The 13,774-nt window shown below is 66.4% G+C and carries 19 protein-coding genes and 2 riboswitches; of the genes, 7 read left to right on the top strand and 12 right to left on the bottom strand.

From position 1 onward, the window contains the following. Positions 1–46: 46 nt before the first annotated feature. Positions 47–141, bottom strand: a riboswitch (glycine riboswitch). 1 nt (position 142) lies between these two features. Beyond that, positions 143–242: riboswitch (glycine riboswitch) on the bottom strand. A gap of 157 nt (positions 243–399) precedes the next feature. Next, complete coding sequence (locus AC0IXR_RS20695) at positions 400–1,161, top strand: endonuclease III domain-containing protein (RefSeq protein WP_471761951.1); 762 nt, start codon at positions 400–402, stop codon at positions 1,159–1,161. Between the two features lie 15 nt (positions 1,162–1,176). Here the strand turns inward: AC0IXR_RS20695 and AC0IXR_RS20690 are convergent, their stop codons facing one another. Further along, positions 1,177–1,461 carry a type II toxin-antitoxin system RelE family toxin gene (locus tag AC0IXR_RS20690; protein ID WP_471761950.1) on the bottom strand — a complete coding sequence of 95 codons (285 nt, stop codon included), beginning with the start codon at positions 1,459–1,461 and terminating at the stop codon, positions 1,177–1,179. Further along, the gene (locus AC0IXR_RS20685) at positions 1,451–1,708 is read right to left on the bottom strand and encodes a type II toxin-antitoxin system Phd/YefM family antitoxin (protein WP_244478043.1); all 258 of its coding nucleotides are present in this window, start codon (positions 1,706–1,708) and stop codon (positions 1,451–1,453) included. The genes AC0IXR_RS20690 and AC0IXR_RS20685 overlap by 11 nt, the downstream gene beginning before the upstream one ends. A gap of 221 nt (positions 1,709–1,929) precedes the next feature. Here AC0IXR_RS20685 and trpS point away from each other — a divergent pair, with 221 nt between their 5' ends. Genes trpS through tam form a run of 3 tightly spaced genes read left to right on the top strand, consistent with a single transcriptional unit; the run spans position 1,930 to position 4,508 of the window. Then, the gene (gene trpS / locus AC0IXR_RS20680) at positions 1,930–3,000 is read left to right on the top strand and encodes a tryptophan--tRNA ligase (RefSeq protein WP_419953899.1); all 1,071 of its coding nucleotides are present in this window, start codon (positions 1,930–1,932) and stop codon (positions 2,998–3,000) included. Then, positions 3,000–3,698 carry a haloacid dehalogenase type II gene (locus AC0IXR_RS20675; protein ID WP_471761949.1) on the top strand — a complete coding sequence of 233 codons (699 nt, stop codon included), beginning with the start codon at positions 3,000–3,002 and terminating at the stop codon, positions 3,696–3,698. The genes trpS and AC0IXR_RS20675 overlap by 1 nt, the downstream gene beginning before the upstream one ends. 27 nt (positions 3,699–3,725) lie before the next feature. Then, on the top strand, positions 3,726–4,508 hold the full coding sequence (tam, locus tag AC0IXR_RS20670) for a trans-aconitate 2-methyltransferase (RefSeq protein WP_471762009.1): 783 nt from the start codon (positions 3,726–3,728) through the stop codon (positions 4,506–4,508). A gap of 148 nt (positions 4,509–4,656) precedes the next feature. Here the strand turns inward: tam and AC0IXR_RS20665 are convergent, their stop codons facing one another. Further along, on the bottom strand, positions 4,657–5,310 hold the full coding sequence (locus tag AC0IXR_RS20665; protein ID WP_018044186.1) for a pyridoxamine 5'-phosphate oxidase family protein: 654 nt from the start codon (positions 5,308–5,310) through the stop codon (positions 4,657–4,659). 265 nt (positions 5,311–5,575) lie between these two features. Between AC0IXR_RS20665 and AC0IXR_RS20660 the strand changes: the two genes are divergently transcribed. Both AC0IXR_RS20660 and AC0IXR_RS20655 read left to right on the top strand, forming a co-directional pair. Then, on the top strand, positions 5,576–5,767 hold the full coding sequence (locus AC0IXR_RS20660; protein WP_471761948.1) for a hypothetical protein: 192 nt from the start codon (positions 5,576–5,578) through the stop codon (positions 5,765–5,767). Between the two features lie 152 nt (positions 5,768–5,919). Next, positions 5,920–6,219 carry a helix-turn-helix domain-containing protein gene (locus AC0IXR_RS20655; RefSeq protein WP_471761947.1) on the top strand — a complete coding sequence of 100 codons (300 nt, stop codon included), beginning with the start codon at positions 5,920–5,922 and terminating at the stop codon, positions 6,217–6,219. Positions 6,220–6,420: 201 nt separating this feature from the next. Here the strand turns inward: AC0IXR_RS20655 and ilvC are convergent, their stop codons facing one another. The 9 genes from ilvC to AC0IXR_RS20610 form a co-directional block, all read right to left on the bottom strand. Beyond that, a complete protein-coding gene (gene ilvC, locus AC0IXR_RS20650; RefSeq protein WP_019904456.1) occupies positions 6,421–7,440 on the bottom strand; it encodes a ketol-acid reductoisomerase in 1,020 nt (339 codons plus the stop codon). A 26-nt stretch (positions 7,441–7,466) separates the two neighbouring features. Beyond that, entirely contained in the window at positions 7,467–8,111 is a 645-nt protein-coding gene (locus AC0IXR_RS20645; protein ID WP_471761946.1) for a TetR/AcrR family transcriptional regulator C-terminal domain-containing protein, read from the bottom strand. A gap of 93 nt (positions 8,112–8,204) precedes the next feature. Beyond that, on the bottom strand, positions 8,205–8,843 hold the full coding sequence (locus AC0IXR_RS20640) for a glutathione S-transferase family protein (RefSeq protein WP_471761945.1): 639 nt from the start codon (positions 8,841–8,843) through the stop codon (positions 8,205–8,207). A gap of 7 nt (positions 8,844–8,850) precedes the next feature. Next, positions 8,851–9,225 (bottom strand): type II toxin-antitoxin system PemK/MazF family toxin, encoded by a 375-nt coding sequence (locus AC0IXR_RS20635; protein ID WP_471761944.1) that lies wholly within the window; start codon positions 9,223–9,225, stop codon positions 8,851–8,853. Then, positions 9,206–9,487, bottom strand: a complete 282-nt coding sequence (locus AC0IXR_RS20630) for an AbrB/MazE/SpoVT family DNA-binding domain-containing protein (RefSeq protein WP_207412087.1) — start codon at positions 9,485–9,487, stop codon at positions 9,206–9,208. The genes AC0IXR_RS20635 and AC0IXR_RS20630 overlap by 20 nt, the downstream gene beginning before the upstream one ends. Before the next feature lie 54 nt (positions 9,488–9,541). Beyond that, positions 9,542–10,084 carry an acetolactate synthase small subunit gene (ilvN, locus tag AC0IXR_RS20625; RefSeq protein WP_018044192.1) on the bottom strand — a complete coding sequence of 181 codons (543 nt, stop codon included), beginning with the start codon at positions 10,082–10,084 and terminating at the stop codon, positions 9,542–9,544. A 24-nt stretch (positions 10,085–10,108) separates the two neighbouring features. After that, the gene (locus AC0IXR_RS20620; protein ID WP_471761943.1) at positions 10,109–11,884 is read right to left on the bottom strand and encodes an acetolactate synthase 3 large subunit; all 1,776 of its coding nucleotides are present in this window, start codon (positions 11,882–11,884) and stop codon (positions 10,109–10,111) included. Between the two features lie 271 nt (positions 11,885–12,155). Continuing rightward, positions 12,156–12,608: a carboxymuconolactone decarboxylase family protein gene (locus AC0IXR_RS20615; protein ID WP_419953906.1), complete on the bottom strand. Its 453-nt coding sequence runs from the start codon at positions 12,606–12,608 to the stop codon at positions 12,156–12,158. Further along, complete coding sequence (locus AC0IXR_RS20610; protein ID WP_471761942.1) at positions 12,526–12,984, bottom strand: MerR family transcriptional regulator; 459 nt, start codon at positions 12,982–12,984, stop codon at positions 12,526–12,528. The genes AC0IXR_RS20615 and AC0IXR_RS20610 overlap by 83 nt, the downstream gene beginning before the upstream one ends. A 269-nt stretch (positions 12,985–13,253) precedes the next feature. Here AC0IXR_RS20610 and AC0IXR_RS20605 point away from each other — a divergent pair, with 269 nt between their 5' ends. Next, positions 13,254–13,745, top strand: a complete 492-nt coding sequence (locus tag AC0IXR_RS20605) for a chemotaxis protein CheW (protein WP_471761941.1) — start codon at positions 13,254–13,256, stop codon at positions 13,743–13,745. Positions 13,746–13,774: the final 29 nt, after the last annotated feature.

Genomic DNA, 13,774 nt, shown 5'->3' with positions numbered 1-13,774 from the left:
CATGACAGAACTGCTCCGGATGCTCGATCGAGCGATCCGAATACCCCCATCTGTCACGGTTACCTGAGAGCTTCTCCCGCCCCGGGAAGGGTGGGATTTCTCCTTCGGTGGACGCCCGCGAAGGCGCCTCTCTCCAGATTGTCAAAACGAAGCGGTGATTGTGCCTGAGAGTTTCCGGGGGTGGTTGCTCCGTCGGCGCCATGACCGGTTGGTACCGGCCTGGGCTCTCCCGCTTCGTCATTCGCTGACGGACAGAGCCTCGCATGACCTTCGCCGGGGCGCAAGGTTCGGGCTTTCACCTTGGCGCAACTGTCAGTCTATTGCACGATACTGCTGCCCTGCGGCACTTCCTCTCGCGCCGGATCGGAACCGGCGGGACTCGGCGCGGATTCCGTTGTCATGTCCATCGCATCCGGGCACGACCTCGCCGGCCCCCGCCCCCGGCAGACCAGACGCTCCGCTGACCTCGCCGACGCGAGCCTGACGGACAAGGCGCTGGAGATCCATCGCCGGCTCTGCCCCGTCTACGGCTGCCCGATTCCGTATTTCCACAGCCTCGATCCCTTGAGCGAACTCGTCTCCTCGCTCCTGTCGCACCGTACCCGGAACGCCGATTCCGGTCGCGCCTTCAAGGCGTTGCGGGCACGCTACCCGGATTGGGCCGACCTCGTGGACGCGCCCGTGGAGGAGATCGAGGCCACCATCTCCGGCGTGACATGGCCGGAACTGAAGGCGCCCCGCATCCGTGCCATCCTGGCGGCGGTGGCCGAGCGCCACGGCTCCCTCTCGCTCGATTTCCTGAAGGAGATGGAGGTCGATGCGGCGCGCTCGTGGCTCGAGGCGATTCCGGGCGTCGGCCCGAAAACCAGCGCGGCGGTGCTCTCGTTCAGCCTGTTGCGGATGCCGGCCCTGCCGGTGGACAGCCACCACCACCGGGTGGCGCAACGCACCGGCCTCATCGGCGCGAAGGTCGATGTCGGCCCCTCGCATCCGATCCTGCGGGCGCAGCTTCCGGCGGATTGGAGCGCGCAGGATCTCTACGACAACCACGAGATCCTGATGCTCCACGGCCAAGCCGTGTGCCACCATCGCAATCCGGCGTGCGGGAGATGCGTGCTGCTGGACATCTGCCCGACCGGGCAGGCGCGGGAGCGGGGTTAGGCGGTAGCGGCGGCGCTACCGCTTGGCAGCTCCGTGTACGGCACTTCGCTCCCGCTTGCCGACCGCCACCACCGTCACGGTGACCGTCGTGTCATCGACACGGTAGACCAGGCGATAGCCTGCGGACCTCAGCTTGATCTTGTAGCAATCCTTCAGGTCGGCATCGCGAAGCTTGTCCGCTTCGACCCTCGGGTTCAGCAGACGCTCCGCCAGCTTCTTCTTGAACTGCCCCCGGAGCGTCTCGCCGAGCTTGTGCCACTCCTTGAGCGCGGAAGGCAGAAACTGGAGTTCAAAGGGCATCCAGGGTGACCCGCACGGGCACTTCCCCGGAGCGGGCTTTCACGATCGACGCCAGCACGTCGTCGTCGATGGCGTCCATCATGGCCTCGAAGGTCTCCGGCGGGACCATGTAGCCCATGACGCGGTTGTGGTTCAGGATCGCCACCGGTGCTCCGTCGGCGCGGTTCATCACCGATGTCGGACTCTTCTTCAGCTCCGACACACTCACCGCCACATCGGCCATGACACTCTGCAGCTGAGCTTCCATTCACGACTCCACCGCCTGCCGCCTCCCTGGAACGGCAGAGGCGATCTCGTCTCGGTACCATATTGCGTACGAAAATTCGATCTTTTTCGGGTTCGATGCGGCGTATGCCGTCAAGCTGTGCACCTTGACCACCCATGGTGAGCCGTTCAGAACGCAAACGTCGGTGCCCTGACCCGAGCGTCGGCTTCTCCCTCGCCATCACGCCATAGGAACCACGCGCGATGACCGCGTTCACAGAGCTCGTGTTCTCGGGCGTCCAGCCCACGGGCAACCTGCATCTCGGCAATTACCTCGGCGCGATCAAGCGCTTCGTGGAGATGCAGGAGCGCGACGCGCAGTGCCTCTACTGCGTCGTCGACATGCACGCGATCACCCTGTGGCAGGACCCGGCCGCCCTGAAGGGCCAGATCCGCGAAGTCACGGCCGCCTTCCTTGCCGCCGGCATCGACCCGAAGCGCAGCATCGTCTTCAACCAGAGCCAGGTGCCGGCCCATGCCGAGCTCGCCTGGATCTTCAACTGCGTCGCCCGCCTCGGCTGGCTGAACCGCATGACCCAGTTCAAGGACAAGGCCGGCAAGGACCGGGAGAACGCGAGCGTCGGCCTCTACGCCTATCCGGTGCTGATGGCGGCCGACATCCTGGCCTACCGCGCCACCCACGTGCCGGTGGGCGAGGACCAGAAGCAGCATCTCGAACTGACCCGCGACATCGCCCAGAAGTTCAACAACGACTTTTCGGAGTCGATCTCCGCCCATGGGCACGATGCGGGCGCGGGCTTCTTCCCGATCACCGAGCCGCTGATCGGCGGCCCGGCCGCCCGCGTCATGTCCCTGCGGGACGGCACCAAGAAGATGTCGAAGTCGGACCCGTCCGACAATTCGCGCATCAACCTCACCGACGAGGCGGATACCATCGCCAACAAGGTGCGCAAGGCCAAGACCGATCCCGAGCCCCTCCCCTCCGAGACGGCCGGTCTGGCCGCACGGCCCGAAGCCGACAACCTCGTGGGCATCTTCGCGGCGCTGAAGGGCGTCACCCGCGACGAGGTGCTGGCCGATTACGGCGGTGCCCAGTTCTCGGCCTTCAAGGGGGCGCTGGTGGAGCTCGCGGTGGAAACCCTCGCGCCGATCGCCTCCGAGATGAAGCGTCTCGTGGCCGACACCGACTATATCGACTCCGTCCTCGCCGATGGCTCCGAGCGCGCCGAGGCCATCGCGGCCCCGACGCTGGACGCGGTGAAGGACATTGTCGGTTTCGTCCGGCGCGGGCCACGGTTGCGGACCGTCCGGTAATGATCCGAGCGCTCGTCTTCGACGTCTTCGGGACGCTCGTCGATTGGCGCTCGGGAGTGGCCCGCGAGGCCGCACGCCTCCTCGGCGCGGAGGCGCCCACCCTCAATGCCGCCGCTTTCGCGGATGCGTGGCGCCGGCACTACGGGCCTTCGATGGAGACCGTGCGTTCGGGGGGCCGGCCCTTCGTGGACCTCGATACCCTCCATGCGGAGTCCCTGCCCCTCGTTCTGGCGGAGCTCGGCATCGTCGGCGCGTCGGATGCCACACGGCGGGAACTGGTCCAGGCCTGGCACCGGCTCGACGCCTGGCCCGACGTACCGCACGCTCTGCGGCGCCTTCGGACGCGCCACCTCCTGGCGCCAAACTCGAACGGTCATATCCGGCTGATGGCCGACCTCGCCCGCCGCAACGGGCTGATCTTCGACGCGATCCTGGGTGCCGGCCATTCCCGCGATTACAAGCCGAAACCGGCCCTCTATCACGATGCGGTGGCGGCCTTCGGCTTCGCTCCGGCGGAGACCTTGATGGTCGCCGCCCATTCGGGCGACCTCGCGGCAGCGGCGAGCCACGGCCTGTCCACCGCCCATATCGCCCGCCCGCGCGAGCACGGGCCGGGCGGTGGCGAAACGGCGCCCAATGTTCCGGTCACTTATGCAGCCCGTGACCTCACGGATCTGGCCGACCAGCTCGGCTGCTGACGACGACGGAGCGGAAGGGTGAGCACGATGGCCGATTGGAACCCAGCCCTTTATACCCGCTTCGAAGACGAGCGTACCCGTCCGGCGGCCGAGCTCCTGGCCCGTGTGCCTCTCGAAGCCCCGCACCTCGTCTACGATCTCGGATGCGGCCCCGGCAATTCCACGGCGCTCATCACTGCACGCTTTCCCGAGGCGGAGGTGATCGGCCTCGACACCTCGCCGGCGATGCTGGAGCGTGCGAGGAGCCGCCTGCCCGGCCTCGCCTTCGCGACGGCCGATGCGGCGACCTGGATCCCCGAGCAGGCGCCGGACCTGATCTATGCCAACGCCGTGCTGCAATGGCTGCCCGACCACCCGGTGCTCCTGCCCCGGCTCCTCGGCCTCCTGGCACCCGGCGGCGTGCTCGCCCTGCAGATGCCCGACAATCTCGCCGAGCCCTCGCACCGGTTGATGCGCGAGGTGGCGGGTGCCGGTCCCTGGGCCGGGGCCATCGGCGATCCGGTCGTGGCCGGGCGGCTCGGGCGGATGCTGGAGCCGGCCGGCTATTACGACCTCCTGGCGCCCCTCGCGGCCGAGGTCGATGTCTGGCGCACCGCCTATCATCACCCGATGACGGATGCCGCCGCCATCGTCGAATGGGTCAGGGCGACCGGGCTCCGGCCCTTCCTCGACCCGCTGGACCCCGAGGACATGGCCGGGTTCCTCGCCGCCTACGCGACGGCGATCGATGCGGCTTATCCGCCGCGCAGCGACGGGGGACGCCTGCTCGCGTTCCCGCGGGTCTTCATCGTCGCCCGCCGGGCGGACTAAGCAGGCTCGCAAAAGTGGTCACCGGTTCTGCGTCCCAGAACCTGCGATACTTCAAGGGTCTAAGCGAGGTGAAGCGTTGGCTCGCCGACGCGAACCTGCTGAGCGCACCGACCCGGATGCGATGGCCGGGACGGTGCGCGGCCGGGTTTCAGCTCTCGCCGCGCGCCACGCGTGCTTCGTATTCCGGCAGGGCGAGCTGGCCTTCCTTCTCGACCCGCGCCTTGTCCTCGTCCGAGATCACGTCACCGACCATGTCGAGACGCTTCCACAGGGCGAGCGGCGTCTCCTTGTCGGGGCGCGGCACGTATTTGTTCTGCGAGACCTTCTGGTACTTGTGGATGTAGCGCGGGCAATTGACCCAGGCCTTCGTCACCTCGATCTTCACGAGGTACTTGGCCTCGGTGTATTCGGCCATCAGCGGATCGTCGCGCAGCATCCGGGCGTGTCCCTGGACGCGGACACGGTGCGGGGTCTCGAAATCGATGAACAGCAGCCCGACCTTGGACTGACCCTCGATGTTGCCCATCGAGTACCACATGCCGTTCCCGTCGAGGCCGGGGAAGACCAGCGTGTTGGCGTCGAGCACCTTCACGAAGCCGGTGCTGCCGCCCTTGTAGGAGACGGTGGGCATGCCGTCGGGATCGACCGTGGACAGGAAGAACATGTCGCGGCTGCCGATGAAGGCGGCCTCGTCGGGGCCGATCTCGTCATGCACCCAGCCGGTGTCGAGACGCTCGGCGAGCTTGACGGTGTTGTACTCTTCCTGAAGCGCGCGATGCTCGTCGTAATAGAGCGAAGCCATGGGTGTCCTCCAACCTTCGGCCGCTCTCAGATGGGCAGCCGTTACGGAGCATGATCGCCGGATTTGCTTAAGAGTACAACGGGGAGCGTCCGTCCCTCCCCCCTTCCCTTCAGAGCCGCCGACTGCCGGGCCGGATCGCTCATGGAGGTCGGTGGCGTACGTCGTTGACGTATGGGCGGTGTTGGCTTAGACGATTGGAACGCCCTCGCCCCTGCATACGGTCGCGGAAACCTCCGAGTTCGTCAGGGATGCGGATGCCGAGCGCATGCCGGCCGCAACTCGGACGGCCCTCAAGGACATGCTCGCCGCGAACCCGGAGGCGGGTGATCTCATCGTCGGCTCGGGTGGTATCCGTAAGGTGCGCGTCGCCGGGCGGGGCAAGGGCAAGAGCGGCGGCTATCGCGTTCTCGCTGTTATGTCGGGCCCGATGCACCGGTCTACCTCCTGGCGGTTCTGAGCAAGGCGGACCGGGAGAACTTCTCGCCGGCGGAAGTCCAGCAACTGGCTCGGCTAACGCTTTCCATCAAGGCGCATTGGCAGAAGCGTGGAAGGTGACGCGCATCCATACGGCAACCAGGGCATCGCCCTCTCACAGGAGCAAGGTCGACCATGGGCAGGGATATTTTCGAACGAACCCTTTCCGCTCTGCGGGAAGCCGAGGAACACGCCCAGGGAGGGATGCCGGCCGGTCTCGTCGTCCATGTTCCCGAGACCGTCGATGTCGCCGGGATCCGCAGGCGGACCGGCAAGGCACAGCCAGCCTTCGCCGCGAGCATAGGCGTGCCCGTCGCAACTCTCAGGCAATGGGAGCATCAACGTCGCCAGCCTCAGGGGCCGGCGCGCGTACTCCTGGCTCTCCTCGACAAGAACCCTCGCCTCGTCGAGGAGACGCTCGGTCAGATGCCATGACGGCAGAGAGATCGCCGCTCTTCCGCACTGGTTCGGGAGACGGCGGCCTTCGCAAGATCGAGGGGCGGGCAATGGGAGCGTCATCTCCCGACATAAACTTCCTTGCCCGGTCGCGCACGAAAAAGCCGGCCCCGCTCGCACGAGGCCGGCTTTCTCCGCGATGAGGCAGCCGAGCGAAGCCCGGCCACCCATCACAAAAAATCAGTTCTTGGACTTGTCGACCAGGGCCTTCTCGGAGATCCACGGCATCATGCCACGGAGCTTCGAGCCGACTTCCTCGATCGGGTGACGGGCGAGCTTGGCGCGGGTGGCCTTGAACGAGGTCTGGCCGACCTTGTTCTCCAGCATCCAGTCGCGGGTGAACTTGCCCGACTGGATATCGTCCAGCACGCGCTTCATCTCGGCCTTCGTCTCGGCGGTGACGATGCGCGGGCCGGTGACGTATTCACCGTACTCGGCGGTGTTGGAGATCGAGTAGTTCATGTTGGCGATGCCGCCCTCGTAGATGAGGTCAACGATGAGCTTCACCTCGTGGAGGCACTCGAAATAGGCCATCTCGGGAGCGTAGCCGCCCTCGACCAGGGTCTCGAAGCCGGCCTTGATGAGCTCGACGAGGCCGCCGCACAGCACGGCCTGCTCGCCGAACAGGTCGGTCTCGCACTCTTCCTTGAAGGTCGTCTCGATGATGCCGGCGCGGCCGCCGCCATTCGCCGAAGCGTAGGACAGTCCGAGATCGTGCGCATTGCCGGAGGCGTCCTGCGCAATGGCGATCAGGGTCGGCACGCCGCCGCCCTTGAGGTACTCGCCGCGCACGGTGTGGCCGGGGCCCTTCGGGGCGACCATGAGCACGTCGAGGTCCTTGCGGGGCTCGATCAGGTTGAAGTGGACGTTGAGGCCGTGGGCGAACAGGAGGGCGGCGCCCTGCTTCATGTTCGGCTCGAGCGACTCCTTGTAGATGTCGCCCTGGAGCTCGTCTGGGGTGAGCATCATGACGACGTCGGCCTGTTTGGCGGCGTCGGCGACGTTCATCACCGTGAAGCCCTCGTGCTCCGCCTTCTTGGCGGTGGCCGAGCCCTCGCGGAGGGCGATGACGATGCCCTTCACGCCGGAATCACGCAGGTTGAGGGCGTGGGCATGGCCCTGGCTGCCGTAGCCGACGATGACGACCTTCTTGCCCTTGATCAGGTTGAGGTCGGCGTCACGATCGTAATAGACCCGCATGGGTTGGTTCCTCTCTTCGTGGGGTGTCAGGGACGGGCCTGGCCGTAGAGGGCCAGGAACTGGTCGACGGCGCGGGCCGCGTCGCGTCGGATCTCGGCGGCGTCGAGGTCGAGCGCGTCGCCGAGGAGAAGTCGGATCTGGACGTCGCGCCCGACCAGACCGAAGAAGGTCCGGAAGGCGGTCTCGCTGTCCTCGAAGGCGAGGAGCCCGGCCGCACGGCCCGCTTCGAGCAGGGGCTTGACCCGCCCGCCGATGGCGAGGCGCCCGTTCGCCAGCACGATGGCGCCGAGGTTGCCCTTGCGCGACCCGGCATGCGCGATGGCGATGCGGTTCAGCACCACCGAGGTGCGGCCCGCGATCACATCGAGCCAGGTCACGGCGAAATCGAGCAGGCGCTCCCGCAGGGTCGCCGCATCGAGCGCGCCCACCGCGTCGCGCCCCGCATGGACGCGCGAGGCTTGCCAGCGCACCGTGGCGGTGAGGAGGCCGTCCCGGTCCCCGAACCACTTGTACAGGGTTTCCTTCGAGCAACTCGCCCGGCGCGCGACCGCATCCATGGTGAGCTGGTCGCCCTCCTCGACGAGGAGAGCGAGCACGGCATCGAGCACCGCCTGTTGGCGGGCCGAGGGCGCCTCATGCACCGTCTCGTCGCGTGCGACCGTCGCGCTCATGCTTCCAGAAAACCAGTACCGTACCGTACGGTACGCGGCGGCATAGGCCGATTCGGTTTCCCGGACAAGAGGCGGTGTACCCCCGGTCGAACCTTATTCAGGCAGTTTGAGGCCTTCGCGGGCGAACACGGCCTGCACGGCGGGCCGCGCCGCCATGGCGCGGGCATGTGCGGTCCAATGGGGAAAGCGCTCTGCCATGTCGAAACCGAGCGCGGGTCCCCGGCCCCAGGTCCAGAACAGCAGCAGGTAGGGATCGGCGACGCTGTAGGCTTCGCCGACGGCCCAGCCGCCGTTGGAGAGCTTGACCTCTGCCATCGTGAAGAGGTCGCCGCAGGTCTCGACTCCCTTGGCCTGGATGCCCGGGAAGGCCGTCTCATCGCTCGCGTAGCGCTCGGCCCGGCGGATATGCGCGTAGGCGATATGATGGCCGGTGGAGAGCCAGCCCAGCCATTCGTCGACCCGCGCCTGATCGCGGGGCGCTTGCGGCCACAGGCCGGCCTGCGGATGACTGCGCGCGATGTGGCGCAGGATGGCGGTGTTCTCGGTGAGCACCCAATCCTCCTCCACCAGCGCCGGCACGCGGCCGCGCTCGTTGATAGCGAGGTATTCGGCCGCCCGCTGGTCGCCCTTGGCGAGGTCGAGCCGCACGGTCTCGTAGGGTGCTCCCGTCTCCTCGAGGGCGATGTGGGAGGCGAGCGAGCAGGCGCCGGGGGCGTAGTAGAGGGTGGTCATGGGGAACTCATGTGTTGGCAACCGCTGCGGGCAAGCCGATCAGTTCTGCGATGCCCAGGCGAATCCTCAAGAGAATATCCGGCGGTAGTGCGCCGACGCGTCGGAATCCGCGGGACGCGCGATCCACGCAGCAGATATGGTCGAGGAGAACGGCGCCGGAGACAACCAGACCATCCGGAAGGAGAATTTTCGTCGGCCAGGGCGTGACGTTGCTCGTGATCGGACAGATGATCGCTGTCGCGTTTCGCAGGTGGAAGGTCACATCGGACAAGACGACAGCCGGACGGATGCCACTCTGTTCTCGACCGAGTGTCGGTCTCAGATCGACCCAGACGACATCCCCAGCCTCTGGGACCGGGTGGTCAGCGGTCGTAATCGTCACGAATGATCTCCGCACCCACGTCCGGTCCCCAATCGAGGGGGGCGGGGCGATGAGACGGACCCAATCGGTCCATCTCGGCGATCATTTCAGCGAGCGTCGGGACCGCGACGCCGTTCACGGTGCGTCGTGCTCCCGACGCCGGAATTTGCCGCTTCGACAGCACTTCCACCGTCTCACCCTCGTTCACGCCGAGCTGCGTCACGGCTTGCGGCGACAATCTCACGACGAGATCATCACCCCAGCGAATGATTTTGGCTTCCATCGCCTCACCCTCCGAGTTGCAGGCAGGACCTTATCACCGCTCGCGGCGTCGTACCTACATCGCCTCGGAGCCACGCCCCATGGCCGCGATGCCCGTGCGGGAGATTTCCACGAGGCCGATCACCGTCATCAGGCCGATGAAGCGGTCGATCTCCTCGGTGGTGCCGGTGACCTCGAACACGAAGGAGTTCAGGGTCGCGTCCAGGGTCTTGGCGCCGAAGGCGGCGGCGAGGGTCAGCGATTCGGTGCGGTGCTCACCGGTACCCGCCACCTTGACGAGGCAGAGCTCACGCTCGAGGGCCTTGCCCTGGAGCGTGAGGTCGACGACCCGGTGCACGGGCACGAGGCGGTCGAGCTGGGCTTTGATCTGCTGGATCACCGCATCGGTGCCGGCGGTGACGATGGTGATGCGCGAGATGTGGCGCGCCACCTCGGTCTCCGACACGGTCAGGCTCTCGATGTTGTAGCCGCGTCCCGAGAACATCCCCGCGATCCGCGCGAGGACGCCCGGCTCGTTGTCCACGATGACGGCGAGGGTGTGCCGGTTGATCGGCTCGACCCGACCGGCATCGGGGTAGTGTGTGTTCATGGCGTTCATGACGTCTCTCCTCCGCGCCGCCGGTCAGACCAGCATCTTGCCTTCCTCGGAGATCACGTCACCGAGGTCCATACCGGTCTCGCCGAGGTAGTCGGAGAGCAGCATCTCGTTATGCGCCTTGCCCGACGGGATCATCGGGAAGCAGTTCTCTTTCTTGTCGACGATGCAATCGAAGATGACCGGGCCGTCATGGGCCAGCATCTCGGCGATCGCCCCGTCGAGCTCGCCCGGCTTGTCGCAGCGCATGCCCTTGGCGCCATAGGCTTCCGCCAGCTTGACGAAGTCCGGCAGGCTTTCCGAATAGCTCTGCGAATAGCGCGACCCGTGCAGCAGCTCCTGCCACTGGCGCACCATGCCCATATACTCGTTGTTCAGGATGAAGATCTTGACCGGCAGGCGATACTGCACGGCGGTCGACATCTCCTGGATGTTCATCAGGATCGAGGCTTCGCCGGCGATGTCGATGACGAGACCGTCCGGATTGGCGAGCTGGGTGCCGATGGCCGCGGGCAGGCCGTAGCCCATGGTGCCGAGGCCGCCGGAGGTCATCCAACGGTTCGGCTCGTCGAACTTGAAGTACTGCGCCGCCCACATCTGGTGCTGGCCGACCTCCGTGGTGATGAAGGTCTTCCGGTCCTTGCAGGCCTCATAGAGGCGCTGCACCGCGTATTGCGGCTTGATGATCGTGCCCGACGGCCAATAGGCGAGGCAGTCCCGCGCCTTCCAGGTGCGGATCTTGGCCATCCACTCGTCGAAGCGGCCCTGGTCGGGACGCTTGGGCAGGGCCTTCCAGGCCGCCAGCATGTCTTCGAGCACCGAGCCGCAATCGCCGACGATGCCGACATCGACCTTGACCACCTTGTTGATCGAGGAGGCATCGACGTCGATGTGGATCTTCTTGGAGAAGGGCGAGAACGCGTCGAGACGGCCGGTGATGCGGTCGTCGAACCGAGCGCCGATACAGACCATCACGTCGCATTCGTGCATGGCGAGGTTGGCCTCGTAGGTCCCGTGCATGCCCAGCATGCCCAGGAACTGCGGGTTCGAGGCCGGGAAGGCACCCAGACCCATCAGGGTCGAGGTGACGGGAAAGCCGGTGACCTCCGCCAGCTGGCGCAGGAGCGCCGAGGCGTGCGGGCCGGAATTGATGACGCCGCCGCCGGTATAGAGAACCGGACGGCGCGCGCCCGCCATCAGCTCGACGGCCGACTGGATCGCCTGCGCGTCGCCCTTGAAGGCGGGGCGGTAGGTCTTGTGGCCGTTATGGGTGGGGCGCTCGTAGATCCCGCTGGCGAACTGGATGTCTTTCGGCAGATCGACCACGACGGGGCCCGGCCGGCCGTTCGAGGCGACGAAGAAGGCCTCGTGCAGGATGCGCGGCAGGTCGTCGATCGATTTGACCAGGTAATTGTGCTTCGTGCAGTGGCGGGTGATGCCGACCGTGTCGCATTCCTGGAACGCATCGGTGCCGATCAGGTGCGTCGGGACCTGGCCGGTGATGCAGACGAGGGGGATCGAATCCAGCATCGCGTCGGTGAGGCCCGTGACGATGTTGGTGGCGCCGGGGCCGGAGGTGACGAGGACGCAGCCGACCTTGCCCGAGGAGCGGGCATAGCCCTCGGCCGCATGGACAGCGCCCTGCTCGTGGCGCACGAGGACGTGCTTCAGTTCTTCCTGGTGGAAGAGGGCATCGTAGATCGGCAGCACCGCACCGCCCGGATACCCGAACAGCGTATCGACACCCTGATCCCGGAACGCCCGGATGACCATTTCGGCCCCGGTCATGACCTCGCCGCTCATCGTCTCAACTCCCTGAAACCCGGTTGCTCGTTCCGTGTCACGTCTTGGCTCAGGCAACAAAAAAGGGCCCCGAAGGACCCTGCATGCGCCACCATCCGGATCGCGATCCTGCTGTCAGGACCGCCCCGTCGGTGGCGCTTTCGTTACGATAAGGATGACACGCATCGACTTGAAAACTTTGCTCTGTGACCCGCCGAATGGCGAATCGACATTTCGAGGGGTCTGAATATAGAAGCAATCCATCACGGTCAACGGCCAATCAGAGGTCGGCTCACCGATGGTCGGTGGCGAAAACGTCGCGTGCGATCGCCACGGCGTTGAGCGCCGCAGGGAACCCCGCATAGGGAATCATCTGCATGATCGTCTCGATCAAGGCCGCCGGCGTCACGCCGACGCGGAGGGCGGCCTGCATGTGGACCTTGAGTTGGGGCGCGGCCGTTCCCATCGCCGTGAGGGCGGCGACTGTGGCGATCTCCCGCGTCTTCACATCGAGCCCGTCGCGGGAAAACACGTCGCCGTAAGCGAACTCGACGATGTATCGGCCGAGATCGGGCGCGATGTCGTCGAGACTTCTGACGACCGCCGCGCCGTGCGGGCCGCTGATGGCCTCCAGCTGAGCCAGTCCGCGTTGATAGCGGGTTTCAGTCGGTGCTTCCTGCGCCTCGGCATGTTGGGCCGCCAGCGGGAGGGCCGTTGCTGAGGTCAGCACGGTACGTCGGGTCATCGTCATTGTCCTTGCTCTCGCGCGTTGCTTCCAGGGCCCGGTAGTGGGTGATCTTGTCATCCAGTCCCGCGATGAGGTCCGACAGTTCCGACCTGCGCGCGATCAGCGCGATGCGATGTGCCTCGAGGAGACTGCGACGGGCTTCGAGGGTCGCATCGCCCTCCGCACGCAGACGGCTGTATGCGAGCCGCTCGCGCATGGGCATATCCATCGCCTGGAGCTTGCGCAGGAAGGTCGCCCAGACGAGGTCGTCGCTTCCGTAATCCCGCCGACCGCCGGAATCGCGCCCGCTGCGAGGGAGCAATCCGATCCGCTCGTAGTATCGAAGCGTGTCGACGCTGAGCCCGCTCCTCGCTGCGAAGGCACTGATTCTCATCGCGAAACCCCTTCGGTAAAGGCTGTCTACGAGCTGGAGTGCGCTCCAGGTCAAGCGGCTTTTCGACGGTACGGCGAGACCGCTCCGTTCGGCCCGGAAGGTTGTGCCCCGGCCGCTCTCTTGGCTGCGCGCGGCAGCCTTCGATCGCCTTGCATCCGGCGACATCGGGATGACGAACCCGTTTGCGCCGGAGCGCCCTGTCGTCCTATCTGGCGGGGATCCGAAATCGTACTTCCTCAGACCCCGCCGGGACGATGCCTCAGCCCGAGATGACGGCCTATCTCATCCTCGACGTGGCCGGCACCGGCTTCGCGATGCGACGCTCGTCCGTGAGCGAGGTCCTGCCCCTCCCCCTCCTCCATCCGCCCACCCTGATGGGTACTTGGCTCGCCGGGTTCCTCGATCTCGGCGGGACGACGGTGCCGGTGATCGATCTCGGCCGGCTCCTGATGCTGCCGCCCATGCCCGCACGGGAGGGCGATCCCTACCGCCACCTGCTGCTGTCGGCCGATCGCGGCACGGCGATCCTGGTGGACCGCGCCCGCGATCTGGTTCTCGTCGCCCCGGACGCCGTCCGTGCGCGGGCGGCGGAGACCAGTCTCAACGGCTGCGTCGTCGGCGAGATCGTACAGGGCGAGCAGCTCACCCGGATCCTCGGCATGGAACGGCTCCTCGACGCCGAGGAGCGCCGCCGCGTGCAGGCGCTGACGGAGGCCGCCGCCGCACGCCTGTCCGATCTCGCCCGTCTTGAAGACGCGTGAGCCGCATGCCGCGTCCGAACGAGGCACGC

It is taken from the genome of Methylobacterium sp. AC832, from assembly GCF_979256025.1.
This window is presented reverse-complemented; position numbering and strand designations above follow the sequence as displayed.

Excerpts from the sequence above, each read along its gene's own strand:
- trpS (WP_419953899.1), top strand. The coding sequence starts at position 1,930 with ATGACCGCGTTCACAGAGCTCGTGTTCTCGGGCGTCCAGCCCACGGGC.
- ilvC (WP_019904456.1), bottom strand. The coding sequence starts at position 7,440 with ATGCGGGTCTATTACGATCGTGACGCCGACCTCAACCTGATCAAGGGC.
- AC0IXR_RS20640 (WP_471761945.1), bottom strand. The coding sequence starts at position 8,843 with ATGACCACCCTCTACTACGCCCCCGGCGCCTGCTCGCTCGCCTCCCAC.
- tam (WP_471762009.1), top strand. The coding sequence starts at position 3,726 with ATGGCCGATTGGAACCCAGCCCTTTATACCCGCTTCGAAGACGAGCGT.
- AC0IXR_RS20605 (WP_471761941.1), top strand. The coding sequence starts at position 13,254 with ATGACGGCCTATCTCATCCTCGACGTGGCCGGCACCGGCTTCGCGATG.
- AC0IXR_RS20610 (WP_471761942.1), bottom strand. The coding sequence starts at position 12,984 with ATGAGAATCAGTGCCTTCGCAGCGAGGAGCGGGCTCAGCGTCGACACG.
- AC0IXR_RS20695 (WP_471761951.1), top strand. The coding sequence starts at position 400 with ATGTCCATCGCATCCGGGCACGACCTCGCCGGCCCCCGCCCCCGGCAG.
- AC0IXR_RS20660 (WP_471761948.1), top strand. The coding sequence starts at position 5,576 with ATGCCGGCCGCAACTCGGACGGCCCTCAAGGACATGCTCGCCGCGAAC.
- AC0IXR_RS20685 (WP_244478043.1), bottom strand. The coding sequence starts at position 1,708 with ATGGAAGCTCAGCTGCAGAGTGTCATGGCCGATGTGGCGGTGAGTGTG.
- AC0IXR_RS20675 (WP_471761949.1), top strand. The coding sequence starts at position 3,000 with ATGATCCGAGCGCTCGTCTTCGACGTCTTCGGGACGCTCGTCGATTGG.
- AC0IXR_RS20615 (WP_419953906.1), bottom strand. The coding sequence starts at position 12,608 with ATGACCCGACGTACCGTGCTGACCTCAGCAACGGCCCTCCCGCTGGCG.
- ilvN (WP_018044192.1), bottom strand. The coding sequence starts at position 10,084 with ATGAACGCCATGAACACACACTACCCCGATGCCGGTCGGGTCGAGCCG.
- AC0IXR_RS20665 (WP_018044186.1), bottom strand. The coding sequence starts at position 5,310 with ATGGCTTCGCTCTATTACGACGAGCATCGCGCGCTTCAGGAAGAGTAC.
- AC0IXR_RS20630 (WP_207412087.1), bottom strand. The coding sequence starts at position 9,487 with ATGGAAGCCAAAATCATTCGCTGGGGTGATGATCTCGTCGTGAGATTG.
- AC0IXR_RS20690 (WP_471761950.1), bottom strand. The coding sequence starts at position 1,461 with ATGCCCTTTGAACTCCAGTTTCTGCCTTCCGCGCTCAAGGAGTGGCAC.
- AC0IXR_RS20655 (WP_471761947.1), top strand. The coding sequence starts at position 5,920 with ATGGGCAGGGATATTTTCGAACGAACCCTTTCCGCTCTGCGGGAAGCC.
- AC0IXR_RS20620 (WP_471761943.1), bottom strand. The coding sequence starts at position 11,884 with ATGAGCGGCGAGGTCATGACCGGGGCCGAAATGGTCATCCGGGCGTTC.
- AC0IXR_RS20645 (WP_471761946.1), bottom strand. The coding sequence starts at position 8,111 with ATGAGCGCGACGGTCGCACGCGACGAGACGGTGCATGAGGCGCCCTCG.